Source organism: Pseudomonas sp. AK-TSAG1-1, assembly GCF_056821665.1.
The window spans coordinates 5,303,615-5,320,686 of sequence record NZ_CM165965.1; the positions used below are offsets into that span (position 1 = coordinate 5,303,615).

Annotated in this window: 14 protein-coding genes; 12 read left to right on the forward strand and 2 right to left on the reverse strand. The window is 60.3% G+C overall.

The window, feature by feature from the left end:
* The 10 genes from folK (at nucleotide 1) to AC1UK9_RS23995 (ending at nucleotide 12,648) form a co-directional block, all read left to right on the forward strand.
* Complete coding sequence (gene folK, locus AC1UK9_RS23950; RefSeq protein WP_473013611.1) at nucleotides 1-486, forward strand: 2-amino-4-hydroxy-6-hydroxymethyldihydropteridine diphosphokinase; 486 nt, start codon at nucleotides 1-3, stop codon at nucleotides 484-486.
* A gap of 328 nt (nucleotides 487-814) precedes the next feature.
* The gene (gene panB, locus AC1UK9_RS23955; protein ID WP_025108823.1) at nucleotides 815-1,615 is read left to right on the forward strand and encodes a 3-methyl-2-oxobutanoate hydroxymethyltransferase; all 801 of its coding nucleotides are present in this window, start codon (nucleotides 815-817) and stop codon (nucleotides 1,613-1,615) included.
* Nucleotides 1,612-2,472, forward strand: coding sequence for a pantoate--beta-alanine ligase (panC, locus tag AC1UK9_RS23960; protein WP_473013612.1), 861 nt, complete (start codon nucleotides 1,612-1,614; stop codon nucleotides 2,470-2,472). Before panB ends, panC begins: the two co-directional genes overlap by 4 nt.
* Nucleotides 2,473-2,670: 198 nt before the next feature.
* Nucleotides 2,671-3,051, forward strand: a complete 381-nt coding sequence (panD, locus tag AC1UK9_RS23965) for an aspartate 1-decarboxylase (protein ID WP_025108821.1) — start codon at nucleotides 2,671-2,673, stop codon at nucleotides 3,049-3,051.
* Between the two features lie 230 nt (nucleotides 3,052-3,281).
* Nucleotides 3,282-4,946, forward strand: a complete 1,665-nt coding sequence (gene pgi, locus AC1UK9_RS23970; protein ID WP_025108820.1) for a glucose-6-phosphate isomerase — start codon at nucleotides 3,282-3,284, stop codon at nucleotides 4,944-4,946.
* Nucleotides 4,947-5,160: 214 nt separating this feature from the next.
* A complete protein-coding gene (gene acs, locus AC1UK9_RS23975) occupies nucleotides 5,161-7,098 on the forward strand; it encodes an acetate--CoA ligase (RefSeq protein ID WP_482578634.1) in 1,938 nt (645 codons plus the stop codon).
* Between the two features lie 51 nt (nucleotides 7,099-7,149).
* Nucleotides 7,150-8,022 carry an oxygenase MpaB family protein gene (locus AC1UK9_RS23980; protein ID WP_025108818.1) on the forward strand — a complete coding sequence of 291 codons (873 nt, stop codon included), beginning with the start codon at nucleotides 7,150-7,152 and terminating at the stop codon, nucleotides 8,020-8,022.
* A gap of 144 nt (nucleotides 8,023-8,166) precedes the next feature.
* Nucleotides 8,167-9,183, forward strand: coding sequence for a class I SAM-dependent rRNA methyltransferase (locus tag AC1UK9_RS23985; RefSeq protein WP_482578635.1), 1,017 nt, complete (start codon nucleotides 8,167-8,169; stop codon nucleotides 9,181-9,183).
* Nucleotides 9,184-9,403: 220 nt separating this feature from the next.
* On the forward strand, nucleotides 9,404-12,352 hold the full coding sequence (locus AC1UK9_RS23990) for a DUF748 domain-containing protein (protein ID WP_473013615.1): 2,949 nt from the start codon (nucleotides 9,404-9,406) through the stop codon (nucleotides 12,350-12,352).
* Nucleotides 12,352-12,648 carry a DUF2845 domain-containing protein gene (locus tag AC1UK9_RS23995; protein ID WP_025108815.1) on the forward strand — a complete coding sequence of 99 codons (297 nt, stop codon included), beginning with the start codon at nucleotides 12,352-12,354 and terminating at the stop codon, nucleotides 12,646-12,648. Before AC1UK9_RS23990 ends, AC1UK9_RS23995 begins: the two co-directional genes overlap by 1 nt.
* Nucleotides 12,649-12,831: 183 nt before the next feature.
* On the opposite strand, the gene AC1UK9_RS24000 is transcribed toward AC1UK9_RS23995, so the two are convergent.
* Both AC1UK9_RS24000 and AC1UK9_RS24005 read right to left on the reverse strand, forming a co-directional pair.
* Nucleotides 12,832-13,188 carry a BON domain-containing protein gene (locus AC1UK9_RS24000; protein ID WP_025108814.1) on the reverse strand — a complete coding sequence of 119 codons (357 nt, stop codon included), beginning with the start codon at nucleotides 13,186-13,188 and terminating at the stop codon, nucleotides 12,832-12,834.
* Between the two features lie 297 nt (nucleotides 13,189-13,485).
* Nucleotides 13,486-13,926 (reverse strand): pilin, encoded by a 441-nt coding sequence (locus AC1UK9_RS24005; protein ID WP_473013616.1) that lies wholly within the window; start codon nucleotides 13,924-13,926, stop codon nucleotides 13,486-13,488.
* Nucleotides 13,927-14,151: 225 nt separating this feature from the next.
* Between AC1UK9_RS24005 and pilB the strand changes: the two genes are divergently transcribed.
* Both pilB and AC1UK9_RS24015 read left to right on the forward strand, forming a co-directional pair.
* The gene (pilB, locus tag AC1UK9_RS24010) at nucleotides 14,152-15,852 is read left to right on the forward strand and encodes a type IV-A pilus assembly ATPase PilB (RefSeq protein ID WP_482578636.1); all 1,701 of its coding nucleotides are present in this window, start codon (nucleotides 14,152-14,154) and stop codon (nucleotides 15,850-15,852) included.
* 2 nt (nucleotides 15,853-15,854) lie between these two features.
* Nucleotides 15,855-17,072: a type II secretion system F family protein gene (locus AC1UK9_RS24015; RefSeq protein ID WP_025108811.1), complete on the forward strand. Its 1,218-nt coding sequence runs from the start codon at nucleotides 15,855-15,857 to the stop codon at nucleotides 17,070-17,072.

Consider the following 17,072-nt stretch of genomic DNA (forward strand, 5'->3'; position numbering starts at 1 on the left):
ATGGAACGCATCTATATCGGCCTGGGCAGCAATCTCGCTGACCCGGCCGAACAGTTGCGCAGCGCGCTCAACGCGCTGGGGCAATTGCCGCAGACCACCCTCGCCGGAGTCTCGGCGTTCTATCAGAGCGATTCACTGCTGCCGGGACAACCGCGTTACACCAACGCGGTCGCGGCCCTCGACAGCGGCCTCGCGCCGCTGGACCTGCTCGATGCGCTGCAAGCCATCGAAAACGATCAGGGTCGCGAGCGCCTGGAGCGCTGGGGCCCGCGCACACTGGATCTGGATATCCTGCTGTTCGGTGATCAGCTGATCGATGTGCCGAGGCTGAAAGTCCCGCACTATCAGATTCAGGAACGCGCGTTCGTGCTCTATCCGCTGGCTGAACTGGCTCCCGAGGACCTGCGCCTGGCCGATGGCCGCGCCCTCGCTGACCTGCTCGCCGCCTGCCCGTTCGTTGGCCTCGAACGCCTCGCTGACGCCTGACGCAAATCCGCCCCCTGCAGGCTCACTCCTGCAGGGGGCCGCTCCACATTCAGAATATTGTCGGACAAAAAATCGCCAAATCAGGCCCGCGGCTCCGCTGAATCGCATCAGTAACGCCGGTAACACTCTCCTCGTAACAATGCGGTAACACACAATTGACTTCCTGAGGTCTCCTCACGACTATAGGCGTCCCGCTGCCGCCAACCCGGCACATACGGGCGCAATCCAGGCCTTATAAGCACGACAAAAGAGCGTGCGCCTGAGTAGACGAAGAATCACGCGCGTTACTCGCAGTAGTTTCCAGAGCGCCTGAACGAGGATTTTTTACATGCCAGCCATCACCCTGACCACGCTCCAGAGCCTCAAGCAGAAAGGTGAAAAGATCACCATGCTGACCTGCTATGACGCGACCTTCGCCCACGCCTGCAACGAGGCCGGTGTCGAAGTGCTGCTGGTGGGCGACTCCCTCGGCATGGTTCTGCAAGGTCACGACAGCACCCTGCCGGTCACCATCGCAGAAATGGCCTACCACACCGCCTGCGTCAAACGCGGCAACACCGATGCCCTGATCCTGGCCGACCTGCCATTCATGGCCAACGCCACCCTCGAACAAACCATGACCAACAGCGCCATGCTGATGCAGGCCGGCGCACACATGATCAAGGTCGAAGGTCAGTTGTGGCTGGCGGAGTCGATCCGCCTGCTGGCCGAGCGCGGTGTGCCGGTCTGTGCGCACATGGGCCTGACTCCGCAAGCGGTGAACATTCTCGGTGGCTATAAGGTGCAGGGCCGCAACGAGAACCAGGCGCGGCAGATGCGTGCCGACGCAATCTCGCTGGAGCAGGCCGGCGCCTCCATGTTGCTGCTCGAATGCGTGCCGAGCGAACTCGCCGCCGAAATCAGCCAGGCCGTGAAAATTCCGGTCATTGGTATTGGCGCCGGTAGCGATACCGACGGCCAGGTATTGGTATTGCACGACATGCTCGGCCTGTCGATCACTGGCCGCGTGCCGAAATTCGTCAAGAACTTCATGCAAGATCAGGACAGCATCCAGTCCGCATTGAAGGCTTACGTCAACGAAGTCAAAGGCGTTACTTTCCCTGGCATCGAACACGGATTCTCTGCATGAACACCGTAAAGACCGTACGCGAACTGCGTGCCGCCGTGGCGCGCGCCCGCAGCGAAGGCAAGCGCATCGGCTTCGTGCCGACCATGGGCAACCTGCACAGCGGCCACATTGCGTTGATCACCAAAGCCACACAACGGGTGGACTTCGTGGTGGCGAGCATCTTCGTCAACCCGCTGCAGTTCGGCGCTGGCGAGGACCTCGACAAATACCCGCGCACCCTGGCGGCAGATCAGGAAAAGCTGCTGCAGGCCGGCTGCCATTTGCTGTTCGCCCCGACTGTTGAAGAGATGTACCCCGACGGCATGGCCGGGCAGACCCGAGTCAGCGTCCCGCAACTGTCCGAAGGCCTGTGCGGTGCCAGCCGTCCGGGGCACTTCGAGGGTGTGGCGACGGTGGTCAGCAAGCTGTTCAACATGGTTCAGCCGGACCTGGCGATTTTCGGCCAGAAAGACTTCCAGCAACTGGCCGTCATCCGTGCGCTGGTGCATGACCTGAACATGCCGATCCAGATCATCGGTGAGCCGACCGTACGTGCCGCCGACGGCCTGGCGCTGTCGTCGCGCAACGGTTTCCTCAGCGAGCAGCAACGTGCCGTGGCCCCGGTGGTCTATCGCACCCTGAGCACAATTGCCGAGTCGATCAAGCAAGGTGAGCGCGATTACCCGGCGCTGATCGCAGCCCAGGTGCAACAGCTGGAAGCTGCTGGCCTGCGCCCGGATTATCTGGAAATCCGCCACGCCCTGAGCTTGCGTCCGGCGACGGCTGAAGACCGCGATCTGGTGATTCTGGTGGCAGCGTTCCTGGGCACCACGCGATTGATCGACAACCTGCACCTGAATCTCGACACCCCGGTTTAAAAACACCGCGATCCCCCTGTGGGAGCGGGCTTGCTCGCGAAGGCGGTGTGTCATTCAGCAGATACGTTGACTGACACACCGCCTTCGCGAGCAAGCCCGCTCCCACATTGGTTTCTGGTGTCCACACAGACCATATTGCCGCCCCCAAAGCCTTCGGGCACACTGCCCGCCGTTCGATTCCAACCCGGGAAATCCCTCATGCACGCCATCATGCTCAAGGCCAAGCTGCACCGCGCCGAAGTCACCCATGCGGTACTCGATTACGAAGGTTCCTGCGCCATCGATGGCGAGTGGCTGGACTTGTCCGGTATCCGTGAATACGAGCAGATCCAGATTTACAACATCGACAACGGCGAGCGTTTCACGACCTACGCCATTCGTGGTGAAGAAGGTTCGCGGATGATTTCGGTCAACGGCGCAGCCGCGCACAAGGCCAAGGTCGGCGACCGGGTGATCATTTGCGCATACGCCCATTACAGCGAAGAGCAACTGCTGAATTTCAAGCCGCGCATGCTGTACATGGCCCCTGGCAATGAGCTGAGCCACACCAGCAACGCCATTCCGGTTCAGGTGGCCTGAGCCGCTTCGACGCGTCACTCCCCCTCCGTTGGTCGGCTTGTTCCCGGTATCGATGTTAAAAAAGTACAGGGAACAGGTCAGAAGAAGTCAAGACAGATCGCAGCGCGAGGTTTACTGTATTCGCCCTGCGTCGAAAAATCGTGTCGACGCATTTGACCCTCGCCCAAACATGGCGTATCGGTCTGTTCTGTGTTCAAAAGGCCGTTCAAGTAAAAAGGAAAACCGCAGCGATGGCGTACTACCGCACTCCTCACGACGTTACCGCTCTGCCTGCCTGGCAAGCGTTGAAAGATCACCGCCAAGCCATGCAGGATTTCAGCATGCGCGAAGCCTTCAACGCCGATCCGCAGCGCTTCAATCAATTCACGCTCAGCAGCTGCGGACTGTTTCTCGATTATTCGAAGAATCTGATCAACGCCCAGACCCGCAATCTGCTGGTGAGTCTGGCCAATGAAGTCGATTTGAAAGGCGCGATCAAAGCACTGTTCGACGGCGAGATCGTCAACGCTTCCGAAGGCCGTCCGGCCCTGCACACCGCCCTGCGCCGCCCGGTGGGCGACAAGCTGTCGGTCAACGGCGTCAACGTGATGCCCGAAGTGCACAAGGTGCTGAACCAGATCACTGATCTGGTTGGCCGCATCCACGATGGCCTGTGGCGCGGTTACACCGAGAAGCCGATCACCGACGTGGTGAACATCGGCATCGGTGGCTCGTTCCTCGGCCCGGAACTGGTCTCCGAAGCGCTGCTGTCCTACGCGCAGAAAGGCGTGCGCTGCCACTACCTGGCGAACATCGACGGCAGTGAGTTCCATGAACTGACGCAAAAGCTGCGCGCCGAGACCACGCTGTTCATCGTTTCGTCGAAGTCCTTCAACACCCTCGAAACCCTGAAAAACGCCCAGGCCGCACGCGCCTGGTACCTGGCTCAGGGTGGCTCGGAAGCCGAGCTGTACCGCCACTTCATCGCGGTATCGAGCAACAACGCTGCTGCAGTAGCGTTCGGCATCCGTGAAGAAAACATCTTCCCGATGTGGGACTGGGTCGGCGGTCGTTACTCGCTGTGGTCGGCCATTGGCCTGCCGATTGCCCTGGCCATCGGCATGTCCAACTTCAAGGAACTGCTGTCCGGTGCCTACACCATGGACCAGCACTTCCAGAGCGCGCCGTTCGAACAGAACATGCCGGTGCTGCTGGCCCTGCTCGGCGTCTGGTACGGCAACTTCTGGGGCGCGCAAAGCCACGCGATCCTGCCGTACGACCACTACCTGCGCAACATCACCAAGCACTTGCAACAGCTGGACATGGAATCCAACGGCAAGAGCGTGCGTCAGGACGGCACCTCGGTGTCGACCGATACCGGCCCGGTGATCTGGGGTGGCGTCGGCTGCAACGGTCAGCACGCCTACCACCAGTTGCTGCACCAGGGCACCCAACTGATTCCGGCCGACTTCATCGTGCCAATCGTCAGCTTCAACCCGGTATCCGACCACCATCAGTGGCTGTACGCCAACTGCCTGTCGCAGAGCCAGGCGCTGATGCTCGGCAAGACGCTGCCGGAAGCCGAGGCTGAACTGCGTGACAAGGGCATGAGCGAAGAACAGGTGCACAAACTCGCACCGCACAAGGTGATCCCGGGCAACCGTCCGAGCAACACCATTGTGGTCGAACGCATCAGCCCGCGTCGTCTCGGCGCACTGGTTGCCATGTACGAACACAAAGTCTTCGTACAGAGCGTGGTCTGGGGCATCAACGCCTTTGACCAGTGGGGCGTGGAACTGGGCAAGGAACTGGGCAAAGGCGTTTACAACCGTCTGGTCGGCAGCGATGAAACCATCGCTGACGATGCCTCCACCCAAGGCCTGATCAACTACTTCCGCGGTCGTCACCGCGGTTGATTTGACTGGGTTGCCCACAGATCCTGCGGGCAACACTTCTCCACTGTGGGAGCGAGCCTGCTCGCGAATGCGGTTTGTCATTCAGCATCTTTGTTGACTGACACTGCGCATTCGCGAGCAGGCTCGCTCCCACAGTTGTTTTGGGGATGACTTGAACCTGTGGTGCTCTCGGCGCATCTTTATCCTTGTCGCACAACAAGAATAAGGAACCGTCATGTTCGATATCAGCACGTTCCCCAAAGCCGATGCCGTCCGCCGGGCTGCCCAGTTGAGTCAGGACGATTACAAACGCCTGTACCGCGAATCCATTGAACACCCCAGCGCCTTCTGGGCCGAGCAAGCCACACGCTTTCTCGACTGGAGCACACCCTGGCAGACCGTCCAGCGCTACGACCTGAAAACCGGTGAAGCCTCCTGGTTTGCCGGAGCGCAACTCAACGTCAGCTACAACTGCATCGACCGCCACCTGGCGCAGCGCGGCGAGCAGACGGCCATTCTGTGGGAAGGTGACGACCCGGCCGAATCGGCGCAGATCACCTACAAAAAACTCCATCATCATGTCTGTCGCCTGGCCAACGTGCTGAAAAGCCGTGGTGTTAAAAAGGGCGACCGGGTGTGCATCTACATGCCGATGATCCCCGAAGCCGCTTACGCCATGCTCGCCTGCGCGCGGATCGGCGCGATTCATTCGGTGGTGTTCGGCGGCTTCTCCCCTGACTCGTTGCGCGACCGCATACTCGACGCCGATTGCCGCACGGTGATCACCGCCGATGAAGGGGTGCGCGGCGGCAAATTCGTGCCGCTCAAGCAGAACGTCGACAAGGCCCTGCAGAGTTGCCCGGACGTCAGCACGGTGGTGGTGGTCGAGCGCACGCAAGGCAAGGTCGACTGGGTTGAAGGTCGCGACCTCTGGTATCACCAGGCTGTGCGAGATGTCAGCGATGACTGCCCACCGGAGCCGATGGACGCCGAAGATCCACTGTTCATCCTCTACACCTCCGGCAGCACCGGCAAACCCAAAGGCGTGTTGCACACCACCGGCGGCTACCTGCTGCAAGCGGCGATGACCTTCAAATACGTGCTCGACTACCGCGATGGCGAAGTGTTCTGGTGCACCGCTGACGTCGGCTGGGTCACGGGGCACAGCTACATCGTCTATGGTCCGCTGGCCAATGGTGCGACCACACTGATTTTCGAAGGCGTGCCGAGCTACCCGAGCACTTCGCGCTTCTGGCAGGTGATCGACAAACACCACGTCAACATTTTCTACACCGCACCGACGGCCCTGCGCGCGTTGATGCGTGAAGGCTCCGGGCCGCTGCAGGAAACTTCGCGGCAAAGCCTCAGACTGCTCGGCAGTGTCGGTGAGCCGATCAACCCGGAAGCGTGGGAATGGTATTTCAACGTGGTCGGCGAACAACGCTGCCCGATTGTCGATACGTGGTGGCAGACCGAAACCGGCGGCATCATGCTCAGCCCACTGGTCAGCGCGCAACGGATCAAGCCGGGCTGCGCCACGCAGCCGATGTTCGGCGTTCAACCGGTGCTGCTCGACGAGCACGGCAAGGAAATCAAAGGCGCCGGCAGCGGCGTGCTGGCGATCAAATCCAGCTGGCCGGCACAGATCCGCAGCGTTTACGGCGACCCGCAGCGCATGGTCGATACCTACTTCAAACCCTACCCCGGTTACTACTTCACCGGCGACGGCGCACGCCGCGATGAGGACGGCGATTACTGGATCACCGGGCGCATCGACGACGTGATCAACGTCTCCGGCCACCGCATCGGCACCGCCGAAGTGGAAAGCGCGCTGGTGCTGCACGACAGCATCGCCGAGGCTGCCGTGGTGGGTTATCCGCACGACGTCAAAGGCCAGGGCATCTACGCCTTCGTCACGCCCATGAACGGCGCCGAGCCAAGTGATGAGCTGAAGAAAGAACTGCTGGCCCACGTCAGCAAGGAGATCGGCAGCTTCGCAAAGCCAGACCTGATCCAATGGGCGCCGGCCTTGCCGAAAACCCGTTCAGGCAAGATCATGCGGCGCATTCTGCGCAAGATCGCCTGCAACGAACTCGACAGCCTGGGCGACACCTCGACCCTGGCCGACCCGAGCGTGGTGCAGGGTTTGATCGACAAGCGCCTCAATCAGTAATGTCTCCGGCGCGGTCACTCGGCCGCGCCCATCCATCCCCAATGAGTTGTCATGGAATTCATCCGCAGCCGTATCGAAAACCAACTCATGAGCCTGACCGGTCTGTCCCTCGGTCAACTCGATCTGGAAAACCCCAAAGGCGATCCGGGCCTGTTCGGCCCCGACTCGATCAGTTGGCAGGTACATGGCGACTTCAGCAGCATGCTGATCGGCGGCATCAGCGCCTTGTTGCTGCAAGCCCTGCATCCGCTGGCGCTGGCCGGGGTCTGGGACCATTCGAACTTTCGTCAGGACATGCTCGGACGCTTGCGCCGCACCAGCCAGTTTGTCTCCGGCACTACCTTCGGCTCGCGTCGCGACGCCGAATGGTTGATCGAAAAGGTGCGCACCATTCACCTGCAAGTGGTCGGCACCGCGCCGGATGGCCGACCCTATGCGGCCAGCGATCCGGACCTGCTGACCTGGGTGCATGTGGCGGAGGTCAGTAACTTCCTCGCTGCGCATTTGCGTTACCGCAATCCACAGCTGTCGCTGGCGGATCAGGATCGTTACTACACGGAAATCGCCGTGGTCGCGGAGCAACTGGGCGCGCGGGACGTACCGAAATCACGGCAAGCGGTGGCCGATTATCTGCAACGCATGCGCCCGCAGTTGTTGTGCGACGAACGCAGCCGCGAAGTCCTGCGCCTGCTGCTCGACGCACCGGCACCCAGTGTGCTGGCGCGGCCATTTGGTGATCTGATGATGAAGGCCGGCATCGACCTGCTGCCGGACTGGGCCAGCGAAATGCTCGATGTTCGACAGAGTTCGCTGCAACGCCAGCTGATCCGCGCCAGCGTCAAGCGCAGTGCGCCGATGCTGCGCTGGGCGATGCGTAACGGTTCGGTGCAGCGCGCCAAACGCCGGATGGGACTGCTGACCTGAAAAGCTTCGCGATCAAGCCCACAGGGAATCCATGGTGTAAATCAGTCCCCTTGTGGGAGCGGGCTTGCTCGCGAAGGGCTTAACTCGGTTGCCCGCCAAACTGCTAAACTCCCGCGCCCCAATTCTCACCAGCAAGGCGCCCGCATGTCTTCCTTGAATCAGGCGCTGCGCGCCGCCCTCGATCAACGCCAGGACCTGCTCGCTGCACTGCACAGCCAGGGCACCGATTGCTACCGGCTGTTCCATGGCAGCCAGGAAGGCGCCGGTGGCCTGACCATCGATCGCTACGGTCCGCAGTTGCTGGTGCAGAGTTTCCACCAGACGCTCGAGCGTGAAGACCTGCTGCAACTGCACGCCATGGTCAATCAAACGCTGGGCCTGGAAACCTTGCTGGTCTACAACGACCGCTCTCGCGGCAACTCGCGCATCGATCGCGAAGACAGCGTCTACAAGGCCGATGACGCCGCCTTGGCCGACCTGATCGGCCACGAATGGGGCCTGAACTACCGCGTGCGTGGGCGTCATGCCGGGCAGGATCCGCTGCTGTTCCTCGACCTGCGCAATACCCGCGGCTGGGTCAAGGAGCACGCCAAGGGCAAAAGTGTGCTCAACCTGTTCGCCTACACCTGTGGCGTTGGCCTGAGTGCCGCCGCCGGTGGTGCGCGTGAGGTGTGCAATCTGGACTTCGCCGAAGGCAACCTGGCGGTTGGCCGCGAAAACGGTCTGCTCAACCCGCAGTTGCCCGAGATGCAGTTCATCCAGTCCGATTATTTCCCGGCCATCCGCCAACTCGCCGGCCTGCCCATCAGCCAGCGGCGCGGGCAGAAACTGCCGAGTTATCAGCGCCTCGAACAGCGCCAGTACGATCTGGTGCTGCTCGATCCGCCGGCCTGGGCCAAGAGCGCGTTTGGCACCGTTGACCTGCTGCGCGACTATCAGAGCCTGCTCAAGCCCGCCCTGCTGACCACCGCCGACAATGGCGTGCTGATCTGCTGCAACAACCTGGCGAAAGTCAGCATGGATGACTGGCGCGAGCAGGTACTGCGCTGCGCCGAGAAGGCCGGGCGCCCCGTACGCGAATGGAGCGTGATGACCCCGGGCGCCGACTTCCCGTCGATGGACCAACAGCCGCCACTGAAAACCCTGATCCTGCAGCTGTAACCCTCCTCTGCGGCTGACAACTGTCCAATGTGGGAGCGGGCTTGCTCGCGAATGCGGTGCATCAGCTAACAAAGAGGTTGACTGACAAACCGCCTTCGCGAGCAAGCCCGCTCCCACAAGGTTTGCGATCCTGCAGAACAATCTGAACAATCCTGCACCAAGCGATGTACTTCGGAACCAGAATCGCGTGCCATACTCCAAGGCACTCCGATTCAGACAGATGAAGCCGCACATGACCAAAGGATTGATTCGCGCGATTGGCGCCTTGTTGACTGCTCTGGCCCTTTACAGCCTGCTGGGGTTTCTGATTTTGCCGGGCATCGCCCTGCGCATTGCCAACCAGCAGTTGGCCAACTACGCCACAGTGCCTGCGCATATCCAGCGCATCGAACTCAATCCGTTCAGCCTCGAAGTCACCCTGTGGGGTCTGGTGATTGGCGAGCCGGGCAAGGAGCAGGTCGGTTTCGAGCGGCTGTACGCCAACCTGCAAATCGATAGCTTGTGGACCAAAGCGCTGCACCTGGCCGATATCGAACTGGACAAGCCGAAAACCGAAATCCTCTTCGCCAAGGACGGCCAGCTCAATCTGCTGGGCCTGTTCAAACTCCCCGCGAGCGAGCCGACCCCGGCCGACCCGAATGCCAAGCCGTTCCCGCTGCGCATCGACCGCATCCAACTGGCCGGTGGCAATGTGCATTTCGAGGACGCCCGGCCAAGCGAGCCGATCGAGTTCCTCTACGACAAACTCGACTTCGAGCTGAAAAACCTCAGCACCCTGCCCGAAGACAATGCCGACATGACGCTGGTGGCCATCGGCCCGGCCGGTGGCCAGATCGACTGGAAGGGCAATTTCAGCCTGATCCCGTTCACCTCCGAAGGCACGCTGAAAATCACCGATGGCAAGATGAAAGCCTTCTGGCCCTACGTGCGCGACGCGGTGCCACTGGTTCTCGAAGACGGTGTGATCAACCTCAGCACCGAGTACAAACTCAATCTGTCGAAAGAAACCGAACTGCTGCTGAACAACATCGCAGTGAGCATTGCGCCGTTTGCGATCAAGGCTCCGGACGGACGCCCTCTGGCAAAACTCGAACGCCTGGACGTGAGCGAGACTTCACTGGACCTGGCCAAGCAGCAAGTGGTGGTGGGCAAGATCCGCAGCAACAAACTGGAAACCTGGGCCGCACTCGAAGCCGACGGCCAGCTGGACTGGCAAAAGCTGTTCGCCAGCCAGCCGTCCAAACCGGCCGCCAAGGCTGCAGCGGAACCTGCCAATGCCCCGGCAGCCGCCGACTCGCCGAAAGCACCGCCCGCGCCGAGCAAACCATGGCAAGTGCTGCTCAAGGACGTGCAGTTGCGCAATTACACGGTGCATCTGGCCGACCGTTCGGCAAAACCCGCGGTGGCACTGGATGTCACACCGCTGAACATCGATCTGCAGGATTTCGACAGCCTCAACGGTTCGCCCTTCAAGGTCAGGCTCGACACCGGCCTGGGCAAACAAGGCAAGGTCAGCGCCGACGGCGTGGTCAACCTCGCCCCGGTCACGGCTCAGCTCAATGTGAAAACCCAGGACATCGACCTGCGGGTCGCGCAGTCCTACATCAATCCGTTCATTCGCCTGGAACTGCGCAGCGGCATGCTCGGCAGTGACTTGAAGGTCAACCTCAAGAGTACCGAACCACTGGCACTCAGCGTGACCGGGCGGGCGCAGATCGATCAACTGCACACCCTCGACACCCTGAAAACCCGCGACTTCCTCAAGTGGCAACAAGTGGTGGTCGAAGGCCTGAACTACCAGCACGGTGACAGCCTGTCGATCGACAAGGTCAACCTGTTCCAGCCGTACGCGCGGTTCATGATCAACGATGACCGCACCACCAACATCGACGACTTGCTGATCCCGCAGCCCGCCGACAGCGGTGCAAAAACCGCAGCGGCCAAACCCGCCAGCAAGGACAAGCCGCTGGGTATTCACATCGGCGCGATTGCGATCAACGATGGCTCGGCCAACTTCGCCGACTTCAGCCTGACCCCGAACTTCGCCACCGCGATCCAACAGCTCAACGGGCAGATTGGTACCATCGACAGCCGTCAGGCGAAACCGGCCAGCGTCGACATCAAGGGCAAGGTCGACCGTTATGCACCGGTGACGATCAAAGGGGCGGTCAACCCGTTCGACCCGATGGCCAGCCTCGACATCGCCACCAGTTTCAAACGGGTCGAATTGACCACCCTGACGCCGTATTCCGGCAAATTCGCCGGTTACCGCATCCGCAAGGGCCGGCTCAACCTCGACCTGCATTATCTGATCACCAAGGGCCAGCTAAAGGCCGAAAACAAAGTGGTAGTCGAGCAGCTGCAACTTGGCGAGAAGGTCGACAGCCCGGACGCCGTGAGCCTGCCACTGAAACTGGCGATTGCGCTGCTCAAGGACGTCGACGGCAAGATTTCCATCGAACTGCCGGTCACCGGTGACCTGAACAACCCGCAGTTCAGCGTGATGCCGATTGTCTGGCAGACCCTGCGCAACCTGATCGTCAAGGCCGCTGCGGCGCCGTTCAAGATGATCGGCGGGCTGATCAACGGTGGCGGATCCGAAGACCTCGGGACCGTGTCCTTCGCAGCAGGCTCGAGTGACCTGAGCAAGGATGCCGAGTCGGCCCTCGACAAACTGTCCCAAGCCCTGAAGGAACGTCCGGCCCTGCGTCTGGAAATCGAAGGCACTGCTGCGCAAAGCAGCGACGGCCCGTTGATTGCCGAACAGCGTCTGGAGCGCGAATACCAGTACAACTACTACAAGATGCTGCAGCGCCGTGGCGACAAGGTGCCGGCTCAGGCGTCCCTGCTGCAAGTGCCGGAAAACGAGAAAGGCCCGCTGCTCGAAGGCATCTACCGCACCCGTCTGAAAACCCAGCCACCGGCCGAATGGAAGGATCTGGGCAAGGAAGAACGCACGGCGAAAATGCGTGACGGCGTGATCAAGTTCTGGAGTTCCAGCGATGTGCTGCTGCGGCAACTGGGTCAGGAACGCGCCAGCAGCATCAAGGACTATCTGGTCGACAAGGGGCAACTGGCCGATGACCGGGTGTACTTCATCGACGCCAACCTTGGCGAGGCCGAGAGCGATGGCCGGGTCGTGACGCAAATGCACCTGGACGCCGAGTAATGAACAATAAGTGGCTGGTTGCGCTGACACTGATGCTCGCTGCCAGCCCTGCCCTCGCCTCCGATACGCTGCGCTGTGGCAGCCAACTGGTCAGTCTCGGTGACCGCTCCAGTGAAGTGCTGCAAAAGTGTGGCGAACCGGTCAGCCGCGATGTCCTTGGCTACAAGCGCAGTGCCAACCGCCGTGAAGAGTTTCAGGTCGAGGAATGGACCTACGGCCCGAGCAACGGCATGTACCAGTACCTGCGCTTTGAAGGCAATCGCCTGCGGCAGATCAACAGCAAGCGCGGTAACTGAAGCACAACATCTGTCCCACAGATGTTTTGTGTGGTCCCTGAAATAGAACAGGCCCCGACACAAGTGCCGGGGCCTGTAATGGTCACATCCGTGTGACCGTTCGCATGAACTCTAAAGTTGCGGCAGACGTATTGCTCGGCCCGTCTGTCGCGCCTTCTCCCGGTCCAGGCGAGAAGTCATGCCTTACTCGGCTTTCAGGCCGTCAGCGGAGACTGCTTTGACGCCTTTGATTTTCTTGGCAATAGCCACTGCGGTGGTTTTCTGAGCCTCGGTCACTGCAACAGTGGAGGACAGGGACACAACGCCTTTGTTGGTTTCAACTTTGATGTCAGTACCTGGGATGCCCTTCTCGGTTACCAGGTCGCTTTTCACTTTGGTAGTGATCCAGGTATCGGAAGTAGCTTCTTTAGCCTTGGTCATTTCACCGGCAGCCAGAGTCATTGGAGCCTGGGTAGCCTGAGTGGATTGTGCAAATGCACCGGAAGCCATGGTCAGGGTCAGCGCGGTAGCAGCAGCGGCAGTGATAGCGAACTTCTTCATACGAGTAACTCCTGTTTTTCTGGAAAGTCTGCTGGTTGTCGTGTCAGCAGGGTTACCGGAGATATTGCGAAGGCTGTGCCAACTTTTCGAAAGACATAAAATCTTTATAAATCAATAAGTTATGAATTACACAAATTTCCGGAATCATGCAATTTGCATGACATGTGAATTATCGACATGCAAGTTGCGGCTTTTCGGAAAGTTCCTAACACGCTGAAATTCCTCAAGCTTTTTTTGAAGGCCGAAAACAAAAAATGCCCCGCATGGCGGGGCATCTCAGGACGCTTGCTGACTCAATCAGGCACCGGTGCCTGCGCAACCCTTAGGCGCGTAGTCCGGGTTGACGGTCGACGCACAGCTCCAGACGCCGGAGGTGTTGCCAGTGGCAGCGCCGGTACGGGTCAACGTAATGGTTTTACCAAGCACCGGACCTGGGGCATTCACCAGTGTGCAGGTGATAGTGCCGGCACCGGTCGTGGCGGTTCCCGACGCCGCCAGTGTGCAGTTGGAGGTGGTCGCTGAAGCGCTACCGGCCACCAGTAACAGCGTTGGATCAGTGCCTTGATTGATGGTGTCCTCGAACGGCACCTTCAGTGCACTGATCTCCGCCAGACCCGCAGTCACTTTCGAACGTGCCTGGTACTTGGAGTATTGCGGCAAGGCGATGGTCGCCAGAATGCCGATGATCGCCACGACGATCAGCAGCTCGATCAGAGTAAAGCCCTGTTGTTTTTTCATAGACACGCTCCATGCATGAGTCGGAATCTCATGATCTGAGAAGGGCTCAGCATAGCCCATGCCAACCGTGTGCGACCCCGAATACTCGGCATGCCCACGATGTGAAGGCCTTTCCTACAACCGACAACCGCACTATCTGACACTTTTTGTCACCTGTGCCCGACGTGTGTGGCGCTGTCACTTGACTAGGCTATAAGTCATGAACAGCAAGCGTGCGGAATCCCCATGAATGACATCGCTCTGAGCGGTCTGGCCAAGCAACTGGTCCAGGCCGAACTGCTTACGGAAAAAAGCGCCCAGCAGGCCTGGCAACAGGCGCAGCGCAATCGCCTGTCGCTGGTCAGCTACCTGGTACAGAACAAACTGGTGAAGAGCTCACAGGTGGCCGAGATTGCCTCCGAGCATTTCGGCATGGCGTTCATGGACCTCAATGGCCTGGACAAGGAGACCCAGCCCAAAGGCCTGGTCAGTGAGAAGCTGGTACGTCAGCACCACGCCCTGCCCTTGTGGCGGCGCGGCAACAAGCTGTTCGTGGGCATTTCCGACCCGAGCAATCACCAGGCGATCAATGACATCCAGTTCAGCACCGGGTTGAGCACCGAAGCCATCCTGGTAGAAGACGACAAGCTCACCGACGCCATCGAGAAATTTTTCGACACCCACACCAGCGGCCTGGAAGAGATGGCCGACGTCGACCTCGACGGCGTGGATGTCGAGTCGATGGACGACAACCGACAGGATCCGATCGGCGGACTCGATGCCGATGACGCCCCGGTAGTGCGTTTCGTGCACAAGATGCTGCTGGACGCGATCAAGAGTGGCTCATCCGACCTGCACTTCGAACCCTACGAAAAAAACTACCGGGTGCGGGTGCGCACCGACGGCATCCTGCGCGAAGTCGCAAAACCGCCGATCCAGCTGGCCGGCCGTATCGCTGCACGTCTGAAGGTCATGGCCAGCCTCGACATCTCGGAACGACGCAAACCTCAGGACGGGCGAATCAAGATGCGCCTGTCGAAGAGCAAGTCGATCGACTTCCGGGTCAACACCCTGCCCACCCTGTGGGGCGAAAAAGTGGTAATCCGGATTCTCGACCCGTCCAGCGCACAGATCGGCATTGATGCCCTGGGTTACGAGCCGGCACAGAAAGACCTGTACATGGCCGCGCTCAAGCAGCCGCAGGGGATGATTCTGGTGACCGGCCCGACCGGGTCGGGGAAAACCGTGTCGCTGTACACCGGGCTCAATATTCTCAATACCGTGGACATCAACATTTCCACCGCCGAAGACCCGGTGGAGATCAACATGGAAGGCATCAACCAGGTCAACGTCAATCCCCGACAGGGGCTGGATTTCGCCCAGGCCCTGCGTTCGTTCCTGCGGCAGGACCCGGACGTGATCATGGTCGGCGAAATCCGCGACCTGGAAACCGCCGAGATCGCGATCAAGGCCGCGCAGACCGGCCACCTCGTGTTGTCCACGCTGCACACCAACAGCGCCGCCGAAACCCTGACCCGCCTGCACAACATGGGCATCCCCGGGTTCAACATCGCCACCTCGGTAAGTCTGATCATCGCCCAGCGCCTGGCGCGCAAGCTGTGCAGTCACTGCAAGAAACCGATCGAGATCCCCCGCGAAACACTGATCAAGGAAGGTTTTCCCGAGGAACAGATCGGCAGTTTCACGATCTATGAGCCGGTCGGTTGCGACCTCTGCAACGGCGGCTACAAGGGACGCGTGGGAATTTATGAAGTGGTGAAAAACACCCCCGAGCTGCAACGGCTGATCATGGCCGAAGGCAACTCGCTGGAAATCGACAGCCAGATGCGTCGCGACGGTTTCGACGATCTGCGCACCTCAGGCCTGCACAAGGCCATGCAAGGCATCACCAGCCTGGAAGAAATCAACCGGGTCACCAAGGACTGAACATGGCGGTCAAGGCAGCGAAAATCAGCATCTACGCCTGGGAAGGCACAGACCGCAAAGGCAGCAAGGTCACTGGCGAATTGAGCGGGCAGAACCCCGCGCTGATCAAGGCCCAGCTACGCAAGCAAGGGATCAACCCCGGCAAGGTGCGCAAAAAATCTGCCTCCTTGCTGAGTTTTGGCAAACGCATCAAGGCCCAGGACATCGCGCTGTTCACCCGCCAGATGGCGACCATGATGAAGGCCGGTGTGCCGCTACTGCAGTCGTTCGACATCATTGGCGAAGGCTTCGACAACCCGGCGATGCGCAAACTGGTGGACGAGGTGAAGCAGGAAGTCGCCGCCGGCAACAGCTTCGCCACCGCCCTGCGCAAGAAACCGCAGTATTTCGATGAGCTGTATTGCAACCTGGTGGATGCCGGCGAGCAGTCCGGCGCGCTCGACACGTTGCTGGAGCGGGTCGCGACCTATAAAGAAAAAAGCGAAGCGCTGAAGGCCAAGATCAAGAAAGCCATGACCTACCCCACCGCCGTGGTGCTGGTGGCGATGGTGGTCACCGGGATTTTGCTGGTGAAGGTGGTGCCGCAGTTTCAGGCGGTGTTTTCCGGCTTCGGCGCGGAGCTGCCCGCCTTCACGCTGATGGTGATCAGCATCTCCGAATTCATGCAGCAATGGTGGTGGGCGGTGCTTGGCGCACTGGTTGGCGTATTTTTCGGTACACGTCACGCGCTGAAAAAATCCCAGGCATTGCGCGACCGCAAAGACACCTGGCTACTGAAACTGCCGCTGGTGGGCACACTGATGTACAAGTCGGCGGTGGCGCGATTCGCCCGCACCCTGTCGACCACCTTCGCCGCTGGCGTGCCACTGGTGGAGGCGCTGGATTCGGTGGCCGGGGCCACCGGCAACGTGGTGTTCAAGCGCGCGGTGCTGCGCATCCGGCAGGACGTCGCCACCGGCATGCAACTGAATTTTTCGATGCGCAGCACCGGGGTGTTTCCCAACATGGCGGTGCAGATGACCGCCATCGGCGAGGAGTCCGGTGCGCTGGATGACATGCTCGACAAGGTTGCCGGTTTTTATGAGGGTGAAGTGGATAACATGGTCGACAACCTCACCAGCCTGATGGAGCCTTTCATCATGGTGGTGCTCGGTGTCATCGTCGGCGGTCTGGTCGTGGCCATGTATCTGCCGATCTTCCAACTCGGCTCAGCGATCTGA

Coding starts and splice junctions, on each gene's coding strand:
- folK (WP_473013611.1), top strand. CDS start 1: ATGGAACGCATCTATATCGGCCTGGGCAGCAATCTCGCTGACCCGGCC.
- panB (WP_025108823.1), top strand. CDS start 815: ATGCCAGCCATCACCCTGACCACGCTCCAGAGCCTCAAGCAGAAAGGT.
- panC (WP_473013612.1), top strand. CDS start 1,612: ATGAACACCGTAAAGACCGTACGCGAACTGCGTGCCGCCGTGGCGCGC.
- panD (WP_025108821.1), top strand. CDS start 2,671: ATGCACGCCATCATGCTCAAGGCCAAGCTGCACCGCGCCGAAGTCACC.
- pgi (WP_025108820.1), top strand. CDS start 3,282: ATGGCGTACTACCGCACTCCTCACGACGTTACCGCTCTGCCTGCCTGG.
- acs (WP_482578634.1), top strand. CDS start 5,161: ATGTTCGATATCAGCACGTTCCCCAAAGCCGATGCCGTCCGCCGGGCT.
- AC1UK9_RS23980 (WP_025108818.1), top strand. CDS start 7,150: ATGGAATTCATCCGCAGCCGTATCGAAAACCAACTCATGAGCCTGACC.
- AC1UK9_RS23985 (WP_482578635.1), top strand. CDS start 8,167: ATGTCTTCCTTGAATCAGGCGCTGCGCGCCGCCCTCGATCAACGCCAG.
- AC1UK9_RS23990 (WP_473013615.1), top strand. CDS start 9,404: ATGAAGCCGCACATGACCAAAGGATTGATTCGCGCGATTGGCGCCTTG.
- AC1UK9_RS23995 (WP_025108815.1), top strand. CDS start 12,352: ATGAACAATAAGTGGCTGGTTGCGCTGACACTGATGCTCGCTGCCAGC.
- AC1UK9_RS24000 (WP_025108814.1), bottom strand. CDS start 13,188: ATGAAGAAGTTCGCTATCACTGCCGCTGCTGCTACCGCGCTGACCCTG.
- AC1UK9_RS24005 (WP_473013616.1), bottom strand. CDS start 13,926: ATGAAAAAACAACAGGGCTTTACTCTGATCGAGCTGCTGATCGTCGTG.
- pilB (WP_482578636.1), top strand. CDS start 14,152: ATGAATGACATCGCTCTGAGCGGTCTGGCCAAGCAACTGGTCCAGGCC.
- AC1UK9_RS24015 (WP_025108811.1), top strand. CDS start 15,855: ATGGCGGTCAAGGCAGCGAAAATCAGCATCTACGCCTGGGAAGGCACA.